At 43.2% G+C, this 19,327-nt stretch carries 12 protein-coding genes; 7 read left to right on the forward strand and 5 right to left on the reverse strand.

Going from position 1 to position 19,327, the window contains the following annotated elements; translation table 11 throughout:
* Positions 1 to 79: 79 nt before the first annotated feature.
* From EJP82_RS26300 to EJP82_RS26320, 5 genes are all read right to left on the reverse strand, one after another.
* On the reverse strand, positions 80 to 1,468 hold the full coding sequence (locus EJP82_RS26300; RefSeq protein ID WP_127195054.1) for a sulfatase family protein: 1,389 nt from the start codon (positions 1,466 to 1,468) through the stop codon (positions 80 to 82).
* A gap of 38 nt (positions 1,469 to 1,506) precedes the next feature.
* Entirely contained in the window at positions 1,507 to 3,396 is a 1,890-nt protein-coding gene (locus EJP82_RS26305) for a beta-N-acetylhexosaminidase (protein ID WP_127195044.1), read from the reverse strand.
* 109 nt (positions 3,397 to 3,505) lie between these two features.
* Positions 3,506 to 5,146: an extracellular solute-binding protein gene (locus EJP82_RS26310; RefSeq protein WP_127195045.1), complete on the reverse strand. Its 1,641-nt coding sequence runs from the start codon at positions 5,144 to 5,146 to the stop codon at positions 3,506 to 3,508.
* Positions 5,147 to 5,207: 61 nt separating this feature from the next.
* Positions 5,208 to 6,107, reverse strand: a complete 900-nt coding sequence (locus EJP82_RS26315; protein ID WP_211350317.1) for a carbohydrate ABC transporter permease — start codon at positions 6,105 to 6,107, stop codon at positions 5,208 to 5,210.
* 22 nt (positions 6,108 to 6,129) lie between these two features.
* Positions 6,130 to 7,068, reverse strand: coding sequence for an ABC transporter permease (locus EJP82_RS26320; protein ID WP_127195046.1), 939 nt, complete (start codon positions 7,066 to 7,068; stop codon positions 6,130 to 6,132).
* Between the two features lie 257 nt (positions 7,069 to 7,325).
* On the opposite strand from EJP82_RS26320, the gene EJP82_RS26325 reads away from it, so the two are divergent.
* The 7 genes from EJP82_RS26325 to EJP82_RS26355 all read left to right on the forward strand — a co-directional run bounded on the left by EJP82_RS26325 (position 7,326) and on the right by EJP82_RS26355 (position 19,184).
* On the forward strand, positions 7,326 to 8,753 hold the full coding sequence (locus tag EJP82_RS26325; RefSeq protein ID WP_170220311.1) for a response regulator transcription factor: 1,428 nt from the start codon (positions 7,326 to 7,328) through the stop codon (positions 8,751 to 8,753).
* Entirely contained in the window at positions 8,750 to 10,534 is a 1,785-nt protein-coding gene (locus tag EJP82_RS26330; RefSeq protein WP_127195048.1) for a sensor histidine kinase, read from the forward strand. The genes EJP82_RS26325 and EJP82_RS26330 overlap by 4 nt, the downstream gene beginning before the upstream one ends.
* A 232-nt stretch (positions 10,535 to 10,766) precedes the next feature.
* The gene (locus tag EJP82_RS26335) at positions 10,767 to 12,101 is read left to right on the forward strand and encodes a sugar ABC transporter substrate-binding protein (protein ID WP_127195049.1); all 1,335 of its coding nucleotides are present in this window, start codon (positions 10,767 to 10,769) and stop codon (positions 12,099 to 12,101) included.
* A 16-nt stretch (positions 12,102 to 12,117) separates the two neighbouring features.
* Positions 12,118 to 13,458 carry a carbohydrate ABC transporter permease gene (locus EJP82_RS26340; protein WP_127195050.1) on the forward strand — a complete coding sequence of 447 codons (1,341 nt, stop codon included), beginning with the start codon at positions 12,118 to 12,120 and terminating at the stop codon, positions 13,456 to 13,458.
* Complete coding sequence (locus tag EJP82_RS26345) at positions 13,455 to 14,324, forward strand: sugar ABC transporter permease (protein ID WP_127195051.1); 870 nt, start codon at positions 13,455 to 13,457, stop codon at positions 14,322 to 14,324. The genes EJP82_RS26340 and EJP82_RS26345 overlap by 4 nt, the downstream gene beginning before the upstream one ends.
* Positions 14,325 to 14,553: 229 nt before the next feature.
* Positions 14,554 to 16,209 carry an SWIM zinc finger family protein gene (locus EJP82_RS26350; protein WP_127195052.1) on the forward strand — a complete coding sequence of 552 codons (1,656 nt, stop codon included), beginning with the start codon at positions 14,554 to 14,556 and terminating at the stop codon, positions 16,207 to 16,209.
* The gene (locus EJP82_RS26355) at positions 16,206 to 19,184 is read left to right on the forward strand and encodes a DEAD/DEAH box helicase (protein WP_127195053.1); all 2,979 of its coding nucleotides are present in this window, start codon (positions 16,206 to 16,208) and stop codon (positions 19,182 to 19,184) included. Before EJP82_RS26350 ends, EJP82_RS26355 begins: the two co-directional genes overlap by 4 nt.
* Positions 19,185 to 19,327: the final 143 nt, after the last annotated feature.

The following is a 19,327-nucleotide window of genomic DNA, read 5'->3' on the forward strand; positions in this document are numbered from 1 at the left end:
CAGGCTAGATTACAATCCTCGGAGACTGTTTTCCACATGACATGCAGGTTTTGTGGCCACGAGGTCTGTGCACATGCACTCATCGTGCATGGCTTCTCCATTGCAAATAGTCCCTTGCATGAAGAGGGCCCCCTTCTTTCATAACTACCCAAAGCGGATCCTCGGTATATGGCATCGTGTTCATCATTTGATCATGCCACTCATTTAACAGATAAACGGCCTCTCGGCATAGTTCTGGATGCGTTTCAGCAAGATTATTCTGTTCATGTGGGTCCTGCTTCAGGTTAAACAACATCTCATTCTGAATGTCAAAATGTCCTGTATGGTACGTCCGGATATACAAATAATCTCCAAAACGGATACCTCGTTGGCAGACATGCGCACACTGCGTAATAACTAGATAAGGCTGAGGGCAATTTTCTCCCCTTAGGATACCGGGTGCAAGACTGGACCCGTCCCAAGAGGCCGCAGCAGGCTTACTCATTAATTCCGCAAGGGTAGGAGCGAGATCCAGTTGATAGTGTAAGTCTTCATCCACATGGCCCTGCTTGCAACCTGGCCACCTAATGATCATCGGTACGCGGCAGGTTGCATGATCAGCCGTACCATGCTCGCAATAGATGCCAAGCTCCCCCAAATTCTCCCCATGATCTGCACTGATAATGATGGCCAGATCATCCATTACACCTTCATTTCTGAGCGCATCAAACAGCATCCCAATATGGCTGTCCATGTAGCGGACTGCACAATCATAGCCGTCAATAATACGGTGAACGCCTTCCATATCGTGAACCTTATCAGGCTGTCTCGGATATCCTGGCCTAACAAACATATCAATATTGCCAAGGCTGCAGGGGCCATCCTTCTCTAGATGAGAGCTTACGACTTCCTCTGACAGCCAGGATGGCAATGCCTCATTCTCAAACGGATTACCAAATTCTTCAGGAGCACGATAGGGTGTATGCGGATCCCAATAATTGATATGTAGGAACCAGTTGTCTTGTTTGGCATTTCTACTAATCCAATCTAGCACAACAGGGGTTACCTCTTCCGCAGACTCCAATCCACATCTACCTGTGTTGTATACTTCCGAAAAACCAGCGTTAAAGGTCCAAGCCCCATGTCTTTCCGCAAATGGACTGATCGATACCGTTCGCATTCCTGCTTTTTTAAGAAACGCCGGCAGACTTTCCTGTCCAAGGATATCGTGAAATCCACGACTCACACCTTCTCTTCGCATGTCGGCAGCCGTTCCACCGTGGGCGTTAACACCTGTATGAATCCCAAACCTACCTGACATTACCGCTGTTCTAGAAGGCAAACATGGAGCGTCAGAAGTGTAACAGTTATCGAATCTCACTCCCTCTGCAGCAATAGAATCAATATTGGGAGATGTGTTCCGGTGATACCCATAAGCTCCCAGATGATCCGGTCGTAATGCATCCAGATCCAGATATAAAATTCGCATCATCATTCTCTCCTTTACTTAGCGGCTGTTCCAACTTTTTATACGCCTGCGATAACCGAAGTCGTCGCAATTGTATGCCATAAGTTCGCGCTCATAGCCACCGTGGTACCATCTTCTTTACGGCCATCAAAATATAAGCGCTCCTGTTCTAATTCTTCCAAGTTTGGAATCACACCGTTCAGATACATATCCAACCTCCAGCTCGTCGACTCCAGCCGTTGCATTAATCCGCCCATGCGAAGATCGAATACGTCTAATCCGAAAATTTTATTCTCACTCATCCATTGGGCTCGGTACGCTGATATGAACCGTACAGCTCGACTTTTCAGCTCGGGTAGTATTTCATGTGCATACCTCTTCAACGTGGTTCGATCTCCGTTTAAATAAGCGTTTCGTAGGTTAATCCCCGCATCAACTTTCAACTCTAGCAGTAGGCAAAGCGCATACTGCGTCTCGAAGACCATCTTCCACTGAAGGTTTCGCTCGCCCGCCTCCTTCAGCATTGGGGCAGCCTGCCGATAATGCTCCGCGTAAATCTCAGGTATAACATGCTTATCGAATAGTCCACACAGAATATCCTGATATAGCAAATATTTAGGGGGATTAACAGAAGAACCTCCTGGAGCAGGGTTGTCTGGAACCAGGCCCGCGATGTCCAGATTCATAAAATCATCATAGACACCTCCGGTACAAGTCATGAACCGCTTACTAAGGTGTTCTTCATCTGACCGGTTCGTATAACTGAGCTCCGCCCAAAGTTGTAGTGATGGAAGAATTGCAAATAGCGAGTTTTCCGCACCATTATCTCCCCAACCCGTCACCAGTACATCCTTAATTCCATTCTCTACGCAACTGTTATGTGCCATGACACCAATATGGTGGCTAAATTGATTGTTAGGTGTAAAGCCCATCCACTTCCATGCCCCACCCGCGAAAACAATTTTGTCGCTGAGTTGTTTATGTTTCTTCAGCATGGCATCATATTTCGCTTGTTCCTCCGAATAATAATCCCAATAGACCAAGCTGATATCTTCCGGAATCATTTCTACGATATCTGTCCGTATCTGACTATCAGCATCGTAATACTCGCCCGAACTTGCTAGCCTAAAGAACATGTCGCTCCACATCATAGGCTTGTAGCCATATCGTCTAGCGATTTCCATAACCTTCCCGAAGTGTCTCAGCATCAACTTAGACCGATCCTGATAACCATGCTTGTCTAGGTATTTGCCTAGCCCCATCATATGAGCTTCATCCATCCCAATATTGATATTCCGACTCGTCAAATTCTCGGACATGGTAGCAAACATCTCTTCAATTAATTCATAGGTGTGAGGGTCATCGATCAACAAAATATCATTGCAATCCACTAGATGTGCATGCTCTTGCCATCTCAGTGTAGTACCCAAATGGGCTAAGGTCTGAATACAAGGTACAAGCTCAATACCGAACATGGCCGCATAGCGATCCATCTCTCTAAGTTCTTCCCCGGTGTAACGACCTCTCATATAACCGAAATATGGGTAATCCTTCAATTCATAAGTATCTTCTGTATACATTTGAATTGTAGAATACCCCATCAACGCCAATCGACGAACCAACTCCTGATAAGCCTGGGCATGAAGCACCGCATTCCGCGAGCAATCTACCATAACTCCCAAGCTATCATAGGCGGGGAGTTCATGAATATCGAAGACCACTTCTTGCTTGATTCGCTCTCTCCACAATCCAATCGCACGGATCAATTGATGTGCTTCTCCATACGTAATACACCCTTGACTATCGTCATTTCGGATATGAATTCCTGTTCCCGTTTGCTCTATATGCATAGGAAAGCCTACATCATCCAGCTGGATATCCAGAAGCTGCGCTACCTGCGATACAGCTAACAAATGCAGGTCATTTAATCCTGTTATGGTTATGTTCATCTCTTCATCACCTCATAGATGTGCTAGTATATGCCCTTCTATTTCTGCTATATACGAAGGCAACTCCCTGAAAGTAAGAACCTTCAGGAAGTTGCCTCTTAACTATTTATTACTTCATACCTTCTTCTGCGGCTTTAGCGTTGACTTCTTCGATCATCTTATCTAAGCCCTTCGCTCGGTAGTCCTTCATAATTTTTTCCCACGCCTGCTCAACAGGTTCACTGGATAACATAACCTTCAAAAGATCATCATGATCCAAGATGGAGAACTTATCCTTGGTCGGTGTGGACATATAAGTTAAGCGAATATTATAATCTGGAACTTTGGTATTCTCCAGAATCCAATCAATATACTCAACGGCATCCTTACGAATATTTTCGTTAGAAATGGATGGGTTATTCATATCGTAGCTGTCAGAAGTTTCGTAGGAAACAAGGTTTTTAAAGAACATTCTCGTTGGATATTTCTCATCAAGCGATGTCGTTCCAATCATTACCTTCTTGTCACCCTCAACCTTATAATCCACATCCAGCTTTCCATAAGTCAGAAGGTCCTTCCCTTCAGGGGAAAGAACGTAATCATACAGTGCCATAATCCGATCCATTTTCTCGTCGCTTACATCAGCACTGAAATAACTCTCTGACCAGTAGGTCTTGAAGATTGCGTGGTTGCGTTCGCCGTCCGGCCCAATCAGCGGCTTAAGCACTTTGACGTTATCCGTAATTTCCGTATCTGGGTAAGCTTCTTTCCAACGTTTTAAGTAAATATCCTTATTATAGTTAACATAACCGCCACCGATTAGAATCGCAGCTGCTTTACCCGAAGCGAACTTGTCATATGCTACATCCGGTTTAGTAAGGGCAATATCTGGATCAATTAGATTGTTATCATACATGTCTCTCATATTCTGTAGAGCCGGGAGCGCTTTCTTCGAGAATACGGCAGGAATTAACTTTCCATCTTCCTCAACCCATTTGAAATCGCCTCCACTTCCGTCACTAGTGGCAAGAGGATTACCATACAACCAGAACAGACCGCCAATCATTTTCACCTGTCCTGCTGTAAGACCTGTAACTTTCTTTCCTTCTGCATCCTGTTTTACGATAGCATCAAGCATGGCTTTGAACTCATCCCATGTCTCAGGCTCTTTGGTAATTCCAGCTTTCTGAGCCAAGTCCCATCTGTACAGAACAGATCTATCAAGCGCACTCCAGTCTACACTAGGAAACATCCGCCGCGGAACCGTATAGTGCTTGCCTTCGACGCTTAGCCCTGCGATGTCGGGCGTTTCAAAGAATTTCGCCAGACTCGGATATTTGGCTAGATCTGGAAGATCCTTGACAACGCCCTGATCAACCCATTTCCTCTGATACTGAGTTCCAAGTGCATCAATAGCAAAGATATCAGGGAGCTGACCGGAAGAAGCCCACATCTGAATCTTCTGGGCATAATCATCCCATGTGGTATTGACTGGCTTGATCTTAATGTTAAACTTATTTAAAATTTCTTGGGCAATCGGATCCTGATCAATCTTAGAAATCTCGGAATCAATATCCCAAAATGCTATGGAGATCTCCATAGGTTCCTTATACGGATTGTCCGAATCTACGCTCGAACTGACTTCTGAATTCTTTGATGCATTACCGCTTGTGCTTCCTGCATTGTCGCTACTACCGCAGGCCGATAACAAGCTTGCTAGCAACGTGGTGCATGCTACGAGAGTGATTAACTTATTTCTCTTTACTTGCATTGATGAATCCTCCCTTTGTAATTGCATATTAGGATAAAAATAAAGATATATTTGTATTTCCTTATCCCTTAATGGAGCCAACCATGATTCCTTTGTTAAAATGCTTTTGCAGGAAAGGGTATACCACGATAATAGGGACACAGGTAATCACAATGGTGGCCATTTGCAGCGCCGGGGTATACACCTTAGCTGAATTGCCCTTTGCAGCCATATCCATGGCCATGGTGTTTAGTAATGAATTCGATGTAATTAAAGTCTCTCGAAGATAGATTTGCAATGGTGCCTTCGAAGAATCACTAATGAAGATCAACGCATACCACCATTCATTCCATCTTTCCACCGCATAGAACAGACCAAATGTAGCTATGAACGGCGCTGATATCGGTAAGATGATTTTAAGCAAAATATACATATCATTTGCTCCGTCCAGCTTGGCTGATTCTTCAAGACTCTCAGGGATCGTACCAAAATAATTCTTCATTATAATGAGATAGAAGGTATTGAGTCCCGCCGGTATAATCATGACAAGGATGTTGTTAACCAGGCCGAGTTCCTTCACAATAAGGTAAAACGGGATTAAACCTCCGTTAAAAAACATCGTGAAAAGGATCAAACTAAGCATTCCGTTTCTACCCGGCATCCCCTTTTTAGATAGGGCATACGCACCTGCAACGGATAGGCACATACTAAAAGCCACACCTGCTACCAGCACAATGACAGAGTTCATGAACGAAGTCCAAAACTTCAAATCCGACATAATAAGCTTATAAGCAGATAGATCGAATGACTTAGGTAAGATATATAAATTGCTCTTACTTATAACATCGAACCTCGCAACCGAGACAATAAGTACGTTATAGAATGGAAAGAATGTGATCAGGGTGAGTAGCCCTAGAACGATGTAGGCTACGATGTCAAAAGTACTCCATTTTTTTCTTTTCTTCTTCATCACGGCACCCAATTTGGTATCCCCCTTATTCTGTTTAATACAAGCCTTCCTCACCGAGCTTCTTCACAATCTTATTGGCTGTTACCAACAGCAATACGCTAATAAATGACTTCATAATCCCTACTGCTGTGGTATATCCAAAGTCCCCGCCGGTTGTAAACGATGTTCGATAGATATAAGTGTCGATGGTATCCGCAACGGAATATACAGGCGAGCTATAGAGATTGAAGATTTGATCAAAGCTTGCACCTTGCGACATCAGTTGACCAACGTTAAGAATCAGGAGAATGGCTACCGTACTCTTAAGGCCAGGCCATGAGATATGTAATAACCTTTTAAATCGATTCGCCCCATCCATTTCGGCTGCCTCATACAACTCAGGATTGATTCCCGCAAGCGCTGCCAGATAAATGATAGAGTCCCAACCAATTTCCCGCCAGATATGCGTAATATATAAAATGGGCCGAAATGCATTTTCATCTACCAGAGGGGATATCGCTTCTCCACCAAACATCACGATCAACTGATTGAATATTCCCTCTCTGCTCATAAGATTGACGATGATACCCGACAAAACAACCCATGAGATAAAATGTGGAAAGGTTAAAATCGTCTGGAAAACACGTCTTGCTACGGTTCGCGAAAATTCATAGAGGATAATAGCCAAGATGATCGGTGTCGGGAAGTGAGTCACTAGCTTCACCAGACTGATCAGAATCGTATTAAAAAAGGCACGTCTTAATTCCAGATCAGTCAGAATAGTTTGGAAATGCTCCAAACCTATCCATGGACTTCCAAAGATACCCTCTCTATAGTTAAATGTCTTGAATGCCAGCGTGACCCCATACATCGGAGCGTAACTGAATATTGCGTACCAGATCAAAATAGGTAAAACCATAATATAAAAGTACTTATATTGGAGGATCGTTTTCCATAAGCTCTTTTTATGTACCTGATTCGTCATTTTAGCCATCCGTTTTTCGCCGCCTTTCGCTATTATTTATAAATTGATTCTGCATCGTGGGGGCTATGTGTTAAATTATAGGTACATTACGAATAGGCGGGTATGGACAAATAATTCTTATCATTTGGATTTTTCAATGAAAGTGCTTTCAGTTTTGTAATATCTGAGTTTTATACATATAAATCGTAGTTTAGTCTATACCAATCATGTCCTACCACTATTAGGATCGACTTATGGGTATCGTTTACAACAAGGGGGGTGGCAACATGTATAAAGCTATCGTTGTCGATGATGAGAAGTGGATAGTCGAAGGAATCAAGGCTGGTGTGAACTGGGGAAAATACGGGTTCGAGGTCATCGGCCAAGCAGATAATGGGTTGGATGCGCTCCAATTGATCAAGACCCTGCATCCAGATCTTGTACTCACAGATATTAAGATGCCGGAGATGAATGGCCTAGAGCTAATTAAGAATGGACGGGTTGCCTCACCAGAAACCTTATTCGTGGTGTTGAGCGGCCATGCTGAGTTTGCATATGCACAGAGGGCCTTAAACTATGGCACCTTCGGTTACTGCCTGAAACCCTTCGAGATCGAAGAAATTCACAGCATGTTAGCAAGGGTGGCTGAATCTTTAGAAGAAAAGTTGAAAGCGTCATCACCCTCATTTTCCGTAGACATGTACGAGGCTATCTGTTCAGGGAATACAGTAAGGATGAACCAACTCCTTGTAGATTACGAGATGCCCCTTCATCACAAATCCCAAATTACGCCGATTGTAGTACAAGGTGCTGATCTCGTATCAGCTAGCCAAGACGTAAAGCAACTCAGCTTTTTCATGAACCATCGCCGCCAAGGCTACCTTGTCCGCAATGAACATAAAGAAGCTTTCCTTCATAAATGGAGTCTTGCACATCCAAGCGGTTCCTTTAGTACAGGTGTGGGCTATCCCATATCGGATGTTGCAGAATTGGAAGCTTCACTCGAAGCCGCTTCACTCGCCGCATATGGCATATTCACTACGGGTAAGACTGGTATCTATAGAGCTACCCATCAAACCAGTGGTCCTATCAACGAAACTATCAAGCAAATTAACTACGCCCTTGATCACAAAGACCGGATCCAATTTGTCGAAATTCTGGAGTCCTCAAGAGACTTGTTCCACAATCTAACCTTTACAATTAAAGATGCTTATTTGATTTATACGGCGGCGATGTATCTCTTTTTTCGCGAGGGCAACCAAATGAATAGCCGTTTTTTCGAAGGATACGAACAGATGTATACGCATTACGGAAATGTTGATGTCATGATCGACGAAATGATCAAGGAAACGCATGGTCATTTCACAGAGGAAGTATCAGCTTACGTGGTGAAAGTGGCCCACAAGAAGGTAAAAGAAATCGTATTTCACCTCCACGAAAACTTTACCCAAGAAATAACAATCCAAGGCCTAGCAAGCAAATTTTATCTAAGTCCCAATTACTTATGTCAATTGTTCAAGAAGGAAGTTGGAGAAACCATCGTGGAGTATGTGTCCCGTCTGCGGATTGAATATGCCTGCAAGCTTTTGAAAGAAACTGACTACACCATCCAGCAGGTGGGAGAAAAATGCGGCTTCCAGGACTATTTCTACTTTACAAGAATTTTCAAACGATATAATAAAATTACACCTACACAATACAGGGTGACAAAATGAAATCCTTCAAAAAGCTATCCATTCGATCGCAGGTCATGATTATTGGCTTTGTGATCATCGCAATGATTCCCTTCGTTATTATTAGGGTCTATCAGCAAGCCAGCATGACAATCATCAATCAGAATACACAATACAATACGGAGCTTGTATCCTTGCTGAAGCAAAAGCTGTCTGCAAACTATGCTAATGCTTCCAATTTAATGATGAATCTTGGCTACGATACAACCGTACAGACTTTATTAATCGAGACTGATAAACTCAAGATGTATAACCTTTCAAAGAATGTCGAGAGTCTGATAGGTGTGGTGAAAAATACAAATAAAGATATTCTTGATATTGCTATCTTAGGGCGTTTGAATACGCAGACGCCCTTTTCCGGAAAAATGAATGATATAAATAAGGTCATGGAGCAGGCTGAAGATGATGGGGCCGTCCACTATATCGGATATCGTAAAGAAGATAATAAAATACCAAAGGATAACTTCTTGTTTGGCATGAATATTTATTCCTATGGTGATACTTCCCTATATGGAGAAAAAGTAGGCTTCATCGCTATCGCACTGGATGTTAAGTCTATTAACACGGAGCTGGAACGTTATCCCCGCCTGGCGGACACAACCTTCATCATGATGGATAATCAAGAGATTGTATATACCAAGAGCAAAGAGGATAATCAACTGATCGATCAATTCAAACAGGCAGGATTGCAGGCAAGTAGTGATAAAGCTTATATGGCCAGCATCGATGGTAAGAAATATGCAATTCAATCTTTTGATCTGCCGGAAATTTCGGGAAGCATAGTTACAGCCGTACCGATACACAGCTTGATAAAGGAGCTGGATACTTTAAGGAGAACCAGTTATATATTACTGGTGGTTACACTGCTCTTGTTCACCGTTCCCTATACCGTACTCATGATGAATATTCTTAAACCGCTTACCAAGCTGATGCGCTTCATGGTAAGGCTAAAGTCCGAAAATCTGGATGTCCTGCATTCCAAAGTTTCCCTTGAAGGTTATGCGGAGATTGAGGTCATATCCAACGAGTTTAATACCATGCTCGAGAGAATCAATGATCTGACCGGGCGCTTGATTGAAACCACGACTAGGTTATATCAAGTGGATTTGGAAAAGCAACGAGCGGAATACGCCTATCTGCAAAGTCAGATCAATCCGCATTTTCTGAGCAATACACTCGATTCAATTAAAGGAATCGCCATCGTCAGGGGCAATCAGGAAATTTATGAAATGACAAATGCGTTAAGCACGATGCTCCGGTACATTATCAAAGAGAAGGATGAAGTAAGTTTAGGAGAGGAACTCAAGATTGCAGAAGCCTGCGTCAAAATTCACCAAGGCCGGTTCCCAGATAAAATGACGTTCGAGTTCTATTGCCCTGATGACTTGCTCCCTATTCCCGTACCTAAAATGTTCATCCAACCCATTCTGGAGAACGCGCTCAGTCACGGGCTAGAGCCTCGTGGCAAGGGAGGCTCACTCCTACTCCGTGTGGAGAGGTGTGACAAGAGCCGCCTTGTCATTACTATTACTGATAATGGAGTAGGCATCGCCCCCTATCGCCTTTACGAATTAATAGAAAGATTAAATAGTAAGAATGTTACTTCAACTGAGCATATTGGCGTACAGAATGTACATAATCGGATATGGCTGAAATATGGCGATCCCTATGGAGTCAACATCCACAGCATTGAGGGACAAGGCACAACCGTTGTTATTCAGCTCCCTATTTCCCCTGAGGAGCAACAGATATATTCCATCTAGTACTTTCAAATAAATCCATCGTATGAATAGGTCAGCCAAAAATTTCTGGTTGGTCTATTTTTTAAGTTTAATTGAACGAAGGTAATGGGGAAAATGCAATTGCTTGATCATAGAGCAAAAAATACTAGGCAAACATTCTTTCAAATTTCACTTCTTTTTTTATAAAACTAACATAGCCTATATCATCGCAAACGTTTGCACTTACCAATAAACATGCAAAGGGGAATAGGCAATGAGAAAATCAAGAAATTTAACCCTCATATTTGCACTAGTCATTACTGTAGTACTTGCTGGGTGTGGAGGAAACAACAACCAGGTAGGAAATGCTAGTAAGACTACAGACACAACACAGACGGAACAAACGACGAGTCCTGAACAGTCCGTTAACAATGCAACAACTACTCCTACTGAGCCAGAAATTGAAAAAGATGCCAAGCTCCTTGTATGGGATAATGGTGGCTCGGATGAGGATTGGGCGAAAATGGTTGCAGAAGAATTTACGAAGAAATATAACATCCCTGTTGAAGTTCAGGTCGTATCTCAAGGTGATGCACCCACAAAGCTACAAACAGATGGACCTGCGCTGCTTGGAGCAGACGTGTTCCTAGCACCACACGACAAGATCGGTGGACTCATCTCGGCAGGGTTGGTATTGGAGAATTTCTACCCTGATGAATATAAAAGTGAGTTTATGGAGGCAGCGATTACTGGTACTTCCATAGATGGAGTTCTATATGGTTATCCAACTGCAATAGATACGTATGCATTATTTTATAATAAAGATTTGGTTAAGACGGTCCCAGCAACCATGGATGAACTCATCGAACAATCGAAAGCGTTTACAGACAAATCAAAAGAAAAATATGGATTCATGATGTTGGTTAATGACTTCTATTTCCTACATGCCATCCTTGGCGGATATGGTGGTTATGTATTCGGAGATAAGAACACGAACAGTAGTGACATCGGTCTTAATAATGAAGGGGCCGTCCAAGCAGGACAATTTATGCAGCGGCTACACAAAGAAGTACTCCCTTTATCAAGTGCAGATATTAATGCCGCAGTTAAAGAAACTCTGTTTATTAATAATAATTTGTTGTTTGATATTAACGGTCCTTGGGCAGTTGCAGCCTTGCAGGAAGCCAAAGTGAACTTCGGTGTTGCTCCCCTTCCTAAACTTGATAATGGAAAGTCGCCAACCAGCTTCTCAGGAATTCGGGCATATTACGTAAATTCGTACACCAAATATCCGGAAGCCGCGTCGTTATATGCTAAATTTGCGACAAGTGAAGAAATGCTGATGAAAAAATTCGAAATCTCCGGCCAAATGCCTCCACGTACTCGTTTGCTTGAAAATGAGAAAATTAAAGACAATGAGATCATTAAAGGTTTCCTTGATCAAGCCACCGTATCCGTACCGATGCCAAATATTCCTGAGATGGCCCCGGTATGGGGAGCAATGGGTAATGCCTTTACTGTTATTTGGGATGATAATGCAGATCCGAAAGAAACATTGGACAAAGCTGTTACCCAAATCAATGAGGGAATCACCTTATTGAATCAGTAGTTGAAGGGAGACGCATATGAAATTGCTAATCGCTCCGGATGATAGAGAAATTTCAAGCAATAAACCAAAAATAAGTTTGTTTCTATCCTTACTGTTCATGGGTCTTGGACAATTATATAATCGCCAATTTGCTAAAGGTATTTTACTGTTCTTGTTGGAAATTTACGTCCTTATTTTCTGGAGCAAGCCGATTGGGAAAGGGATATGGGGATTAATTACGTTAGGGGATCAACTGCAAGTACGTCAACGGGGACGGGTTCTTGAACAAGGTGATCATTCCATCTTCCTTATGGTTGAAGGGATTATCTACTTGTTGGCAATACTCCTGCTCATTTGCTTCTATATCTTCAACATCGGAGACGCCTATAAAGTTAGAAAGGGGATACTATCCGGTATCCCCGTCCATGATATTCGGCATTCACTTAAAAATGCCTGGGAACGGGGATATGTGTATTTCTTATTAGCACCAGCAATTATATTTACAATGTTTCTAACGATCCTTCCTCTTCTGTTCGGAATATTAATTGCCTTTACTAACTATTCTGGTCCAAATCATCTGCCGCCAAAACATTTGGTGGATTGGATTGGACTGAAGACTTTCTCTAATCTGTTCAATCTGAGAAATTGGAGTCATACATTCCTCGGTGTAGTGAAATGGACACTTCTATGGGCTGTACTAGCAACAATAACAACCTATTTCACGGGATTATTCTATGCCTTAATCATCAATGTCAAAGCAGTGAAGTTTAAACGCATGTGGAGAACAGTCTATATTTTACCATGGGCCATCCCCGCCTTCGTATCCATATTAATATTCCGCAATTTCTTCAATGCCGAATTTGGACCACTTAACGAATACTTAGGTTTGCTCGGAATAGAGAAGATCCCTTGGCTTGCAAATCCACACTGGGCAAAAGTCTCGCTTGTATTCGTAAATACTTGGTTGGGGTTCCCCTTTTGGCTTGCCCTAATGTCAGGGGTACTTACGAATATAGATAAAGATATGTACGAAGCGGCTGAAATTGATGGGGCAAGTCCTTGGCAGCGATTCAGCACGATTACATTCCCACTTGTGTTATTCGCAACAGCACCTTTATTAATTATGAGTTTTGCTAATAATCTCAATAACTTTAATATTATTTACTTATTTACTGAGGGCGGCCCAGTCAATATGGATTACAGCTTTGCAGGCTCTACAGATATTCTCATCTCATGGATCTTTAAATTGACATTACAGCAGAATCAATTCAACACAGCTTCTGCGATTTCGATACTAATCTTCATTATCATTGCCGTGTTCTCCATTTGGAACTTCAGGCAGACACGAGCCTTTAAGGAAGAGGATATGATCCAATGAAGCCGAACCAACTGATTCTTAAGCCGTCCATTCGTCAGTCGCTGAAACATAAATTTATATTATTTTTGATATATTCCATTCTTATTATCACTGCAATCGCCGTACTTCATCCTGTTCTGTGGGTAATCCTAGGTTCCTTCAATCCAGGAGATACGATTAGTGCTACTTCTTATATTCCAAACAATCTTACACTTGTTCATTATATCAACTTATTTACTGAGACCAATTACTTCATATGGTACAAAAATACGTTGTTCATTGCGGTCATGAATATGATCCTCTCAACATTATTGATCGTGTCAGCGGCGTATGCATTCTCACGCTTTCGTTTCCCTGGGCGTAAACAAGGACTGATGGTCATGCTCATACTGCAAATGTTCCCCTCGTTTATGGGGATGATCGCTATCTATATTCTCCTCCTGCAATTGAACCTGTTAGATAACCTATGGGGACTCATTCTCGTTTATGCTGGAGGATCGATTCCGTTCGGAACATGGCTTGTCAAAGGATTTTTCGACGGGTTACCCCGCAGCTTGGAAGAGGCAGCCAAGATTGATGGAGCCTCTCATACAACGATATTTGTCCGAGTGATGATGCCACTGTCCGTACCGATGTTTACGTTCATTGCAGTCTCTAATTTTATCGGCCCATGGATGGATTTCATATTCGCACGACTCGTCATTCTATCCGATCGCAACAAAACGCTCGCCGTTGGATTGTTTGAAATGATCACAGGTCGAGCAAACAATCAGTTCACAACCTTTGCAGCAGGAGCAGTTCTTGTTGCCGTTCCAATTACGATTCTGTTCCTAGTGTTGCAAAAATATATTATTGAAGGCCTAAAGGCAGGAGCAAATAAAGGTTGATAGGCTAATAAAACAACAACTTAACTTGAAGATGTGACTAACGGCTCTCAAAGAGAAAATGAGGGCTTTTTTTTATCCTCTTCTCCATCTTATTATACCAAGCTTATGACGGATACATCTCTGTTCGCAGGACTCACGTTACGCTAGTGCGTTTAATTCATTATTAAAATCGAATATAATAACTAGATAATATCTATATTTACACATCACTCCCTTAGGAGAATCAATAATGAACCCAAATTATACGCTGGACGATACAGGGTGGCAGGCGCTTATTCATACTGTTGGTGAGAAATTCAATGACCTTACGATAAAGCGTGGATTTCAATATTTTAAACAGGAACGTGTTCGTCCCTTAAAAATTTCTGATACCGGACATGTTGAAGCCCTTGTTGAAGGTAATGATGATGATCACTATCGTGTCGATATCAATCTGGACTCCTTATCCGCAAGTCACTGTACTTGTCCTGTTCCATCACATTGCAAACATATGATTGCCGTCCTGCTTGAGTACGTCAGCTTGCAAGGGCGATCTGTTCATGCGCTTGTCAATGCCAATTCAACAGCTACCTTCAAACAGCCTGTGAAGTCTTCAAGCTATGATAATTCTAGCTACACAAATAAGATGGCAATAGATCAAAAGGCAGCTCTCTCCACTAAATTGCAGGAACAAGCCAGCAAGATACCTAGCATGAGTATTTTTCAATGGCATGAAGTATTCAAACTTAGTATTTCGCCTATTGGATTTAACAGTCCTAATGCTCAATATGCCAAGAACGCCTTAGCGTCGATATATACGATACAACCACAACTATCACCGGCACTGGAACAGTTATTTGAGCTGCATGCTCACCTCTTTGTGCTTGAGAGACTAGTCAAACCATCACAGCATATTCCATCAAACGCTCCAATGTATATGGGCTATTACACACAGATTGCTGCAGATGATATGCAAGGAGAGATTAAGCGGATATTTACCAAGGATCTTGCCATTTCGGATGAATCTGAGCATTGGATCCGCATTACTGAAACCTTATCCTACGCACGCAGTCTCATGCTACAGGAATCCAAGAGTCTCAAATACTTCGCCGAGGTCTATGATCAGCTCTGGTTAAATTGGATTGGGCCCAACCTCAAGGATAAGACGATGTATTTAGAAGAATTGCATCATCTGAAATCGTCTGAAGATGCGCTCGGAAACACACTTTCACGGCTTCCTTGGTTATTAGCTCAGAGCCAAATGTACTTCTATTTAAATCAAGATGAACAAGCATGGGAACTGTTGCAATCAGCTAACAAAGGATCGATCATTCCTCCGAGTCGGTTACTCCATTTCTTACATGCTCTTGCTACAGCTGAAGAATGGTCTAGATTACAGGCTTGGCTCATCAACATCGGTCCTATGCTCAGTAGTCTTCGGGAGGAACATCTAACCGAGTATATGGAGTTTTGGGAGAAAGTGATTAGGCATTCACCTGACTCCGAGCAACATATGTGGAAGAGTCTCATCAGCATGTTACCTTATTCGAAGACCGTATATGAAGAAACGTTACTCGCCTATGGTAAATGGCAACAATGGATGGACTATCAACTTAGTACGGGGAAAGAACCACTAGAATTCCGTGTCAGTGTCATGCAACCCATAGACAAAAATGCGCCCGAGCTACTACTTCCCTTTTATCATCAGGCTGTTGAAAGATATATTCTGCTCAAAAATAGAGTTAGCTATAAAGCAGCCGTTAAACTGTTAAAGCGGTTAGCTAAGCTATATAAAAAAATGAAGCAAGAGGAACGCTGGGAAGAATTCATCACCACGTTCGCCAGTCGTCATAGTCGTCTGCGTGCGCTGCAAGAGGAGCTTCGAAAGGGGAAACTGATATCATGAGCCAATACACAGAAGCCATCACAGTTCATATCAGTCTCAGCGCTTACGGGGATGCTCTTATTTACGGATCTACGCAAGCGGGTAATTACGTAACTGGACTGAACTTGAAACAACGTTTGTTCGCTTGGCATGAGGCTTCTTTCTATGGAACAGAGCTAGAGATTCAACAAATTCAAGAGGTTGAACTTGTCCTTCTTCCCTCCGAGCATGTTATCCCTTTCTTCGCAGATCGCAAACTTCTGGAGCATATCGATTGGTTGTGGGATGAAGCGTCCGAACCATTGATTCAGCTTGCCCCTGCGTTAGCTAGTTGCATAGAAGAGAAGCAATTTATCCCTAGCTTAATTGCCTTTCAGGGAGGAAAGCTTCAATGGATTTGGGATGAGGGAAGTTTGGATACTGAGGCAAAAAAGGCCCTATCACAGATAGGTAGCGTCAATTCTGATTTCATCAAGGGACTACATGCCGCCTTCTCATCTGCTGTATTTCAACGCTGCTATGGAACAGAAATTAACGCTGCAGATTTACGAAGCGAATATCCGCTACTCTTTGCTAAGGACGGCGCAGTTGCAGGTTTGGATGAGCAAGGATGGCTTATTTCGATTGGCTGGAAAGCCGACACAGCACCTTTTCGCACTCTTTTGCAATTGCTTGAACCCGATGATGAAGAGCCATTTTGGCGCCTTAATTTGGTACTGCAGGACAAGCTTGATCCTGTGGTACTTGTTCCAATTCGGCTTGCTGAAGATGGTCATGTATCTGGTCTATGGCCGGATTCTTGGTCAAGCCATATTAGTGAACGCTCCGCTGGATGGCTAGAGCATTTACGTGCCAGTCTCCCAGCGGAGCAATGGGCCGAGCATAGCGAAGATGTACTTAGCAAACCACTATCCGATGAAGCAGCATGGCAATTCTTGACGGTAGACAGCCGCCGTTTGCTCGAAGCAGGCTGGCAAGTGCTGCTTCCTGCTTGGTGGGAAGCAGCTAGCCGCAAAAAGCCAAAGCTGCGTGCTAAGGTTCGTGCGGGGGAAGCTAGCGAGGGCAGCCAAGGAAGCAAAGGGAGCTCTTTGTTCGGACTTAACTCCATTGTCCAATTCGATTGGCGCATTGCCATTGGAGAGACACAGCTCACCGAGGCTGAATTTGCCGAGCTAGTCGCTCGCAATGAACGCTTAGTCCAATTTCGGGGACAATGGATTCCACTTGATCCGGTCCTACTGGCACAAATCCGTCAAGCTATGGATGGCGTGGACAGTTCGCAGGGACTATCCTTTCAGGACATTTTGCATCTACATCTGTTGGATAACAGCAATGTATCTTACGGCGGCAGATCACCTGACCAACCTGAGGAAGAGGAGGAGGAATCCTCACGGCGCATCCAACTTGGGGTTGAGTTAAATGAACATCTGATCAAACTTATCAGTCAACTTAGCAGACAGTCTGAATGGCCTAAACTTGATGAACCCCTTGGATTAAAGGCGGATCTACGGACTTATCAATATGACGGATATTCCTGGCTGGTCTTTTTACGGCGTTTTGGTCTAGGTGCGTGCCTTGCAGATGATATGGGGCTTGGAAAGACTGTGCAGTTCATTGCTTATTTATTGCATCTAAAAGAGACACTCAAGGATGCCGATACTAAATTGCCTTCTCTCTTGATCTGCCCCACTTCAGTACTCGGGAATTGGCAGAAGGAATTGAGTCGATTTGCGCCTTCACTTAAGGTCATGCTCCATTATGGAAGTGGACGCTCTAACGAAAAAACTTTTCATGAAGAAATTAGCCAAGCAGATATCATCCTAACCTCTTATGCCACAGCAACTCTTGATCAAGAGTTACTGAAGGAATTTACATGGGAATCGCTATGTCTAGACGAAGCTCAAAATATCAAAAATGCGCAAACCAAACAGTCATCTGCCGTACGTAGTTTTCCCGCCAACCATCGTATTGTGCTTACTGGGACACCTATAGAAAATCGGCTTTCAGAGCTTTGGTCTCTATATGACTTCATTAACCCAGGCTATCTGGGTAGTGCGCGGGCATTTAATACTCGGTTCATTCAAGCGATTGAGAAAGACCACGATGAGGAAAGAACGATCCAGCTACAGAAGCTGGTGAAGCCGTTTATGCTTCGTCGCAAGAAAAAGGATCCTGCCATCCAACTCGATTTGCCTGATAAGAATGAAATGAAAACCTACATTCAACTTACAGTCGAGCAAGGTACGCTCTATGATCAAACCGTGAATGACTTATTGAATAAAATGAAGGAGTTAGAGGGGATCGAAAGAAAGGGAGCAATCTTAGCAACCCTTACTCGTCTTAAGCAACTTTGCGATCATCCGGTCCTGTTAACGAAGGAGTCCTTACCTGATATTCAAGGGGATGAGGATAGCTCATTAGTCACCGAAATGTTAATTAGTCGTTCGTCCAAACTGGAACGCTTGCTCGAAATGGTCAAAGAGCTGCGAGATGAGGGTGAACGTTGCCTTATCTTTACACAATATATCGGTATGGGAGAGATCCTGAAGCATGTCCTCCAGCGGGAGCTTGAGGAACCTGTACTCTACCTGAATGGAAGTACTTCCAAGACCGCACGTGACCGCATGATTGATCAGTTTCAATCACAGACACTGCCACCTGCTGAACAACCGAATGTATTTATTCTTTCGATTAAAGCAGGAGGCGTAGGCCTGAATCTTACAGCAGCCAATCATGTTTTCCACTTTGACCGCTGGTGGAATCCAGCCGTAGAGAATCAGGCTACGGACCGCGCCTACCGAATGGGACAGACCAAAGATGTGCAGGTACACAAGTTCATCTCGCTGGGTACGCTGGAGGAGCGCATTGACGAAATGCTTGAGAATAAGCAGCAGCTCAGCGACAATGTCATATCCAGTACCGAGAACTGGATTACCGAACTGTCAACCGATGCACTCAAAGACCTGTTCACATTACGACGTGATTTTGTCGGTTGAGTACCACAATGCTTTGGTAAAGCGGAGATTTGAAGTTGTCATTGATGCTCAATTAGTAAATTCTAACTGATCTCACGTAAAAGAAGAGCCCCATTTCTGGGGCTCAGCTTGTCGAGAAACCCAGTCATTTTCATGACATCGGG

Source organism: Paenibacillus anaericanus (assembly GCF_003994475.1).
Lineage (GTDB): Bacteria > Bacillota > Bacilli > Paenibacillales > Paenibacillaceae > Fontibacillus > Fontibacillus anaericanus.

Bases quoted from the DNA above. Each gene is read 5' to 3' on its own strand.
- EJP82_RS26310 (WP_127195045.1), bottom strand. From the start codon at position 5,146: ATGCAAGTAAAGAGAAATAAGTTAATCACTCTCGTAGCATGCACCACG.
- EJP82_RS26320 (WP_127195046.1), bottom strand. From the start codon at position 7,068: ATGGCTAAAATGACGAATCAGGTACATAAAAAGAGCTTATGGAAAACG.
- EJP82_RS26330 (WP_127195048.1), top strand. From the start codon at position 8,750: ATGAAATCCTTCAAAAAGCTATCCATTCGATCGCAGGTCATGATTATT.
- EJP82_RS26300 (WP_127195054.1), bottom strand. From the start codon at position 1,468: ATGCGAATTTTATATCTGGATCTGGATGCATTACGACCGGATCATCTG.
- EJP82_RS26355 (WP_127195053.1), top strand. From the start codon at position 16,206: ATGAGCCAATACACAGAAGCCATCACAGTTCATATCAGTCTCAGCGCT.
- EJP82_RS26305 (WP_127195044.1), bottom strand. From the start codon at position 3,396: ATGAACATAACCATAACAGGATTAAATGACCTGCATTTGTTAGCTGTA.
- EJP82_RS26340 (WP_127195050.1), top strand. From the start codon at position 12,118: ATGAAATTGCTAATCGCTCCGGATGATAGAGAAATTTCAAGCAATAAA.
- EJP82_RS26325 (WP_170220311.1), top strand. From the start codon at position 7,326: ATGTATAAAGCTATCGTTGTCGATGATGAGAAGTGGATAGTCGAAGGA.
- EJP82_RS26350 (WP_127195052.1), top strand. From the start codon at position 14,554: ATGAACCCAAATTATACGCTGGACGATACAGGGTGGCAGGCGCTTATT.
- EJP82_RS26345 (WP_127195051.1), top strand. From the start codon at position 13,455: ATGAAGCCGAACCAACTGATTCTTAAGCCGTCCATTCGTCAGTCGCTG.
- EJP82_RS26335 (WP_127195049.1), top strand. From the start codon at position 10,767: ATGAGAAAATCAAGAAATTTAACCCTCATATTTGCACTAGTCATTACT.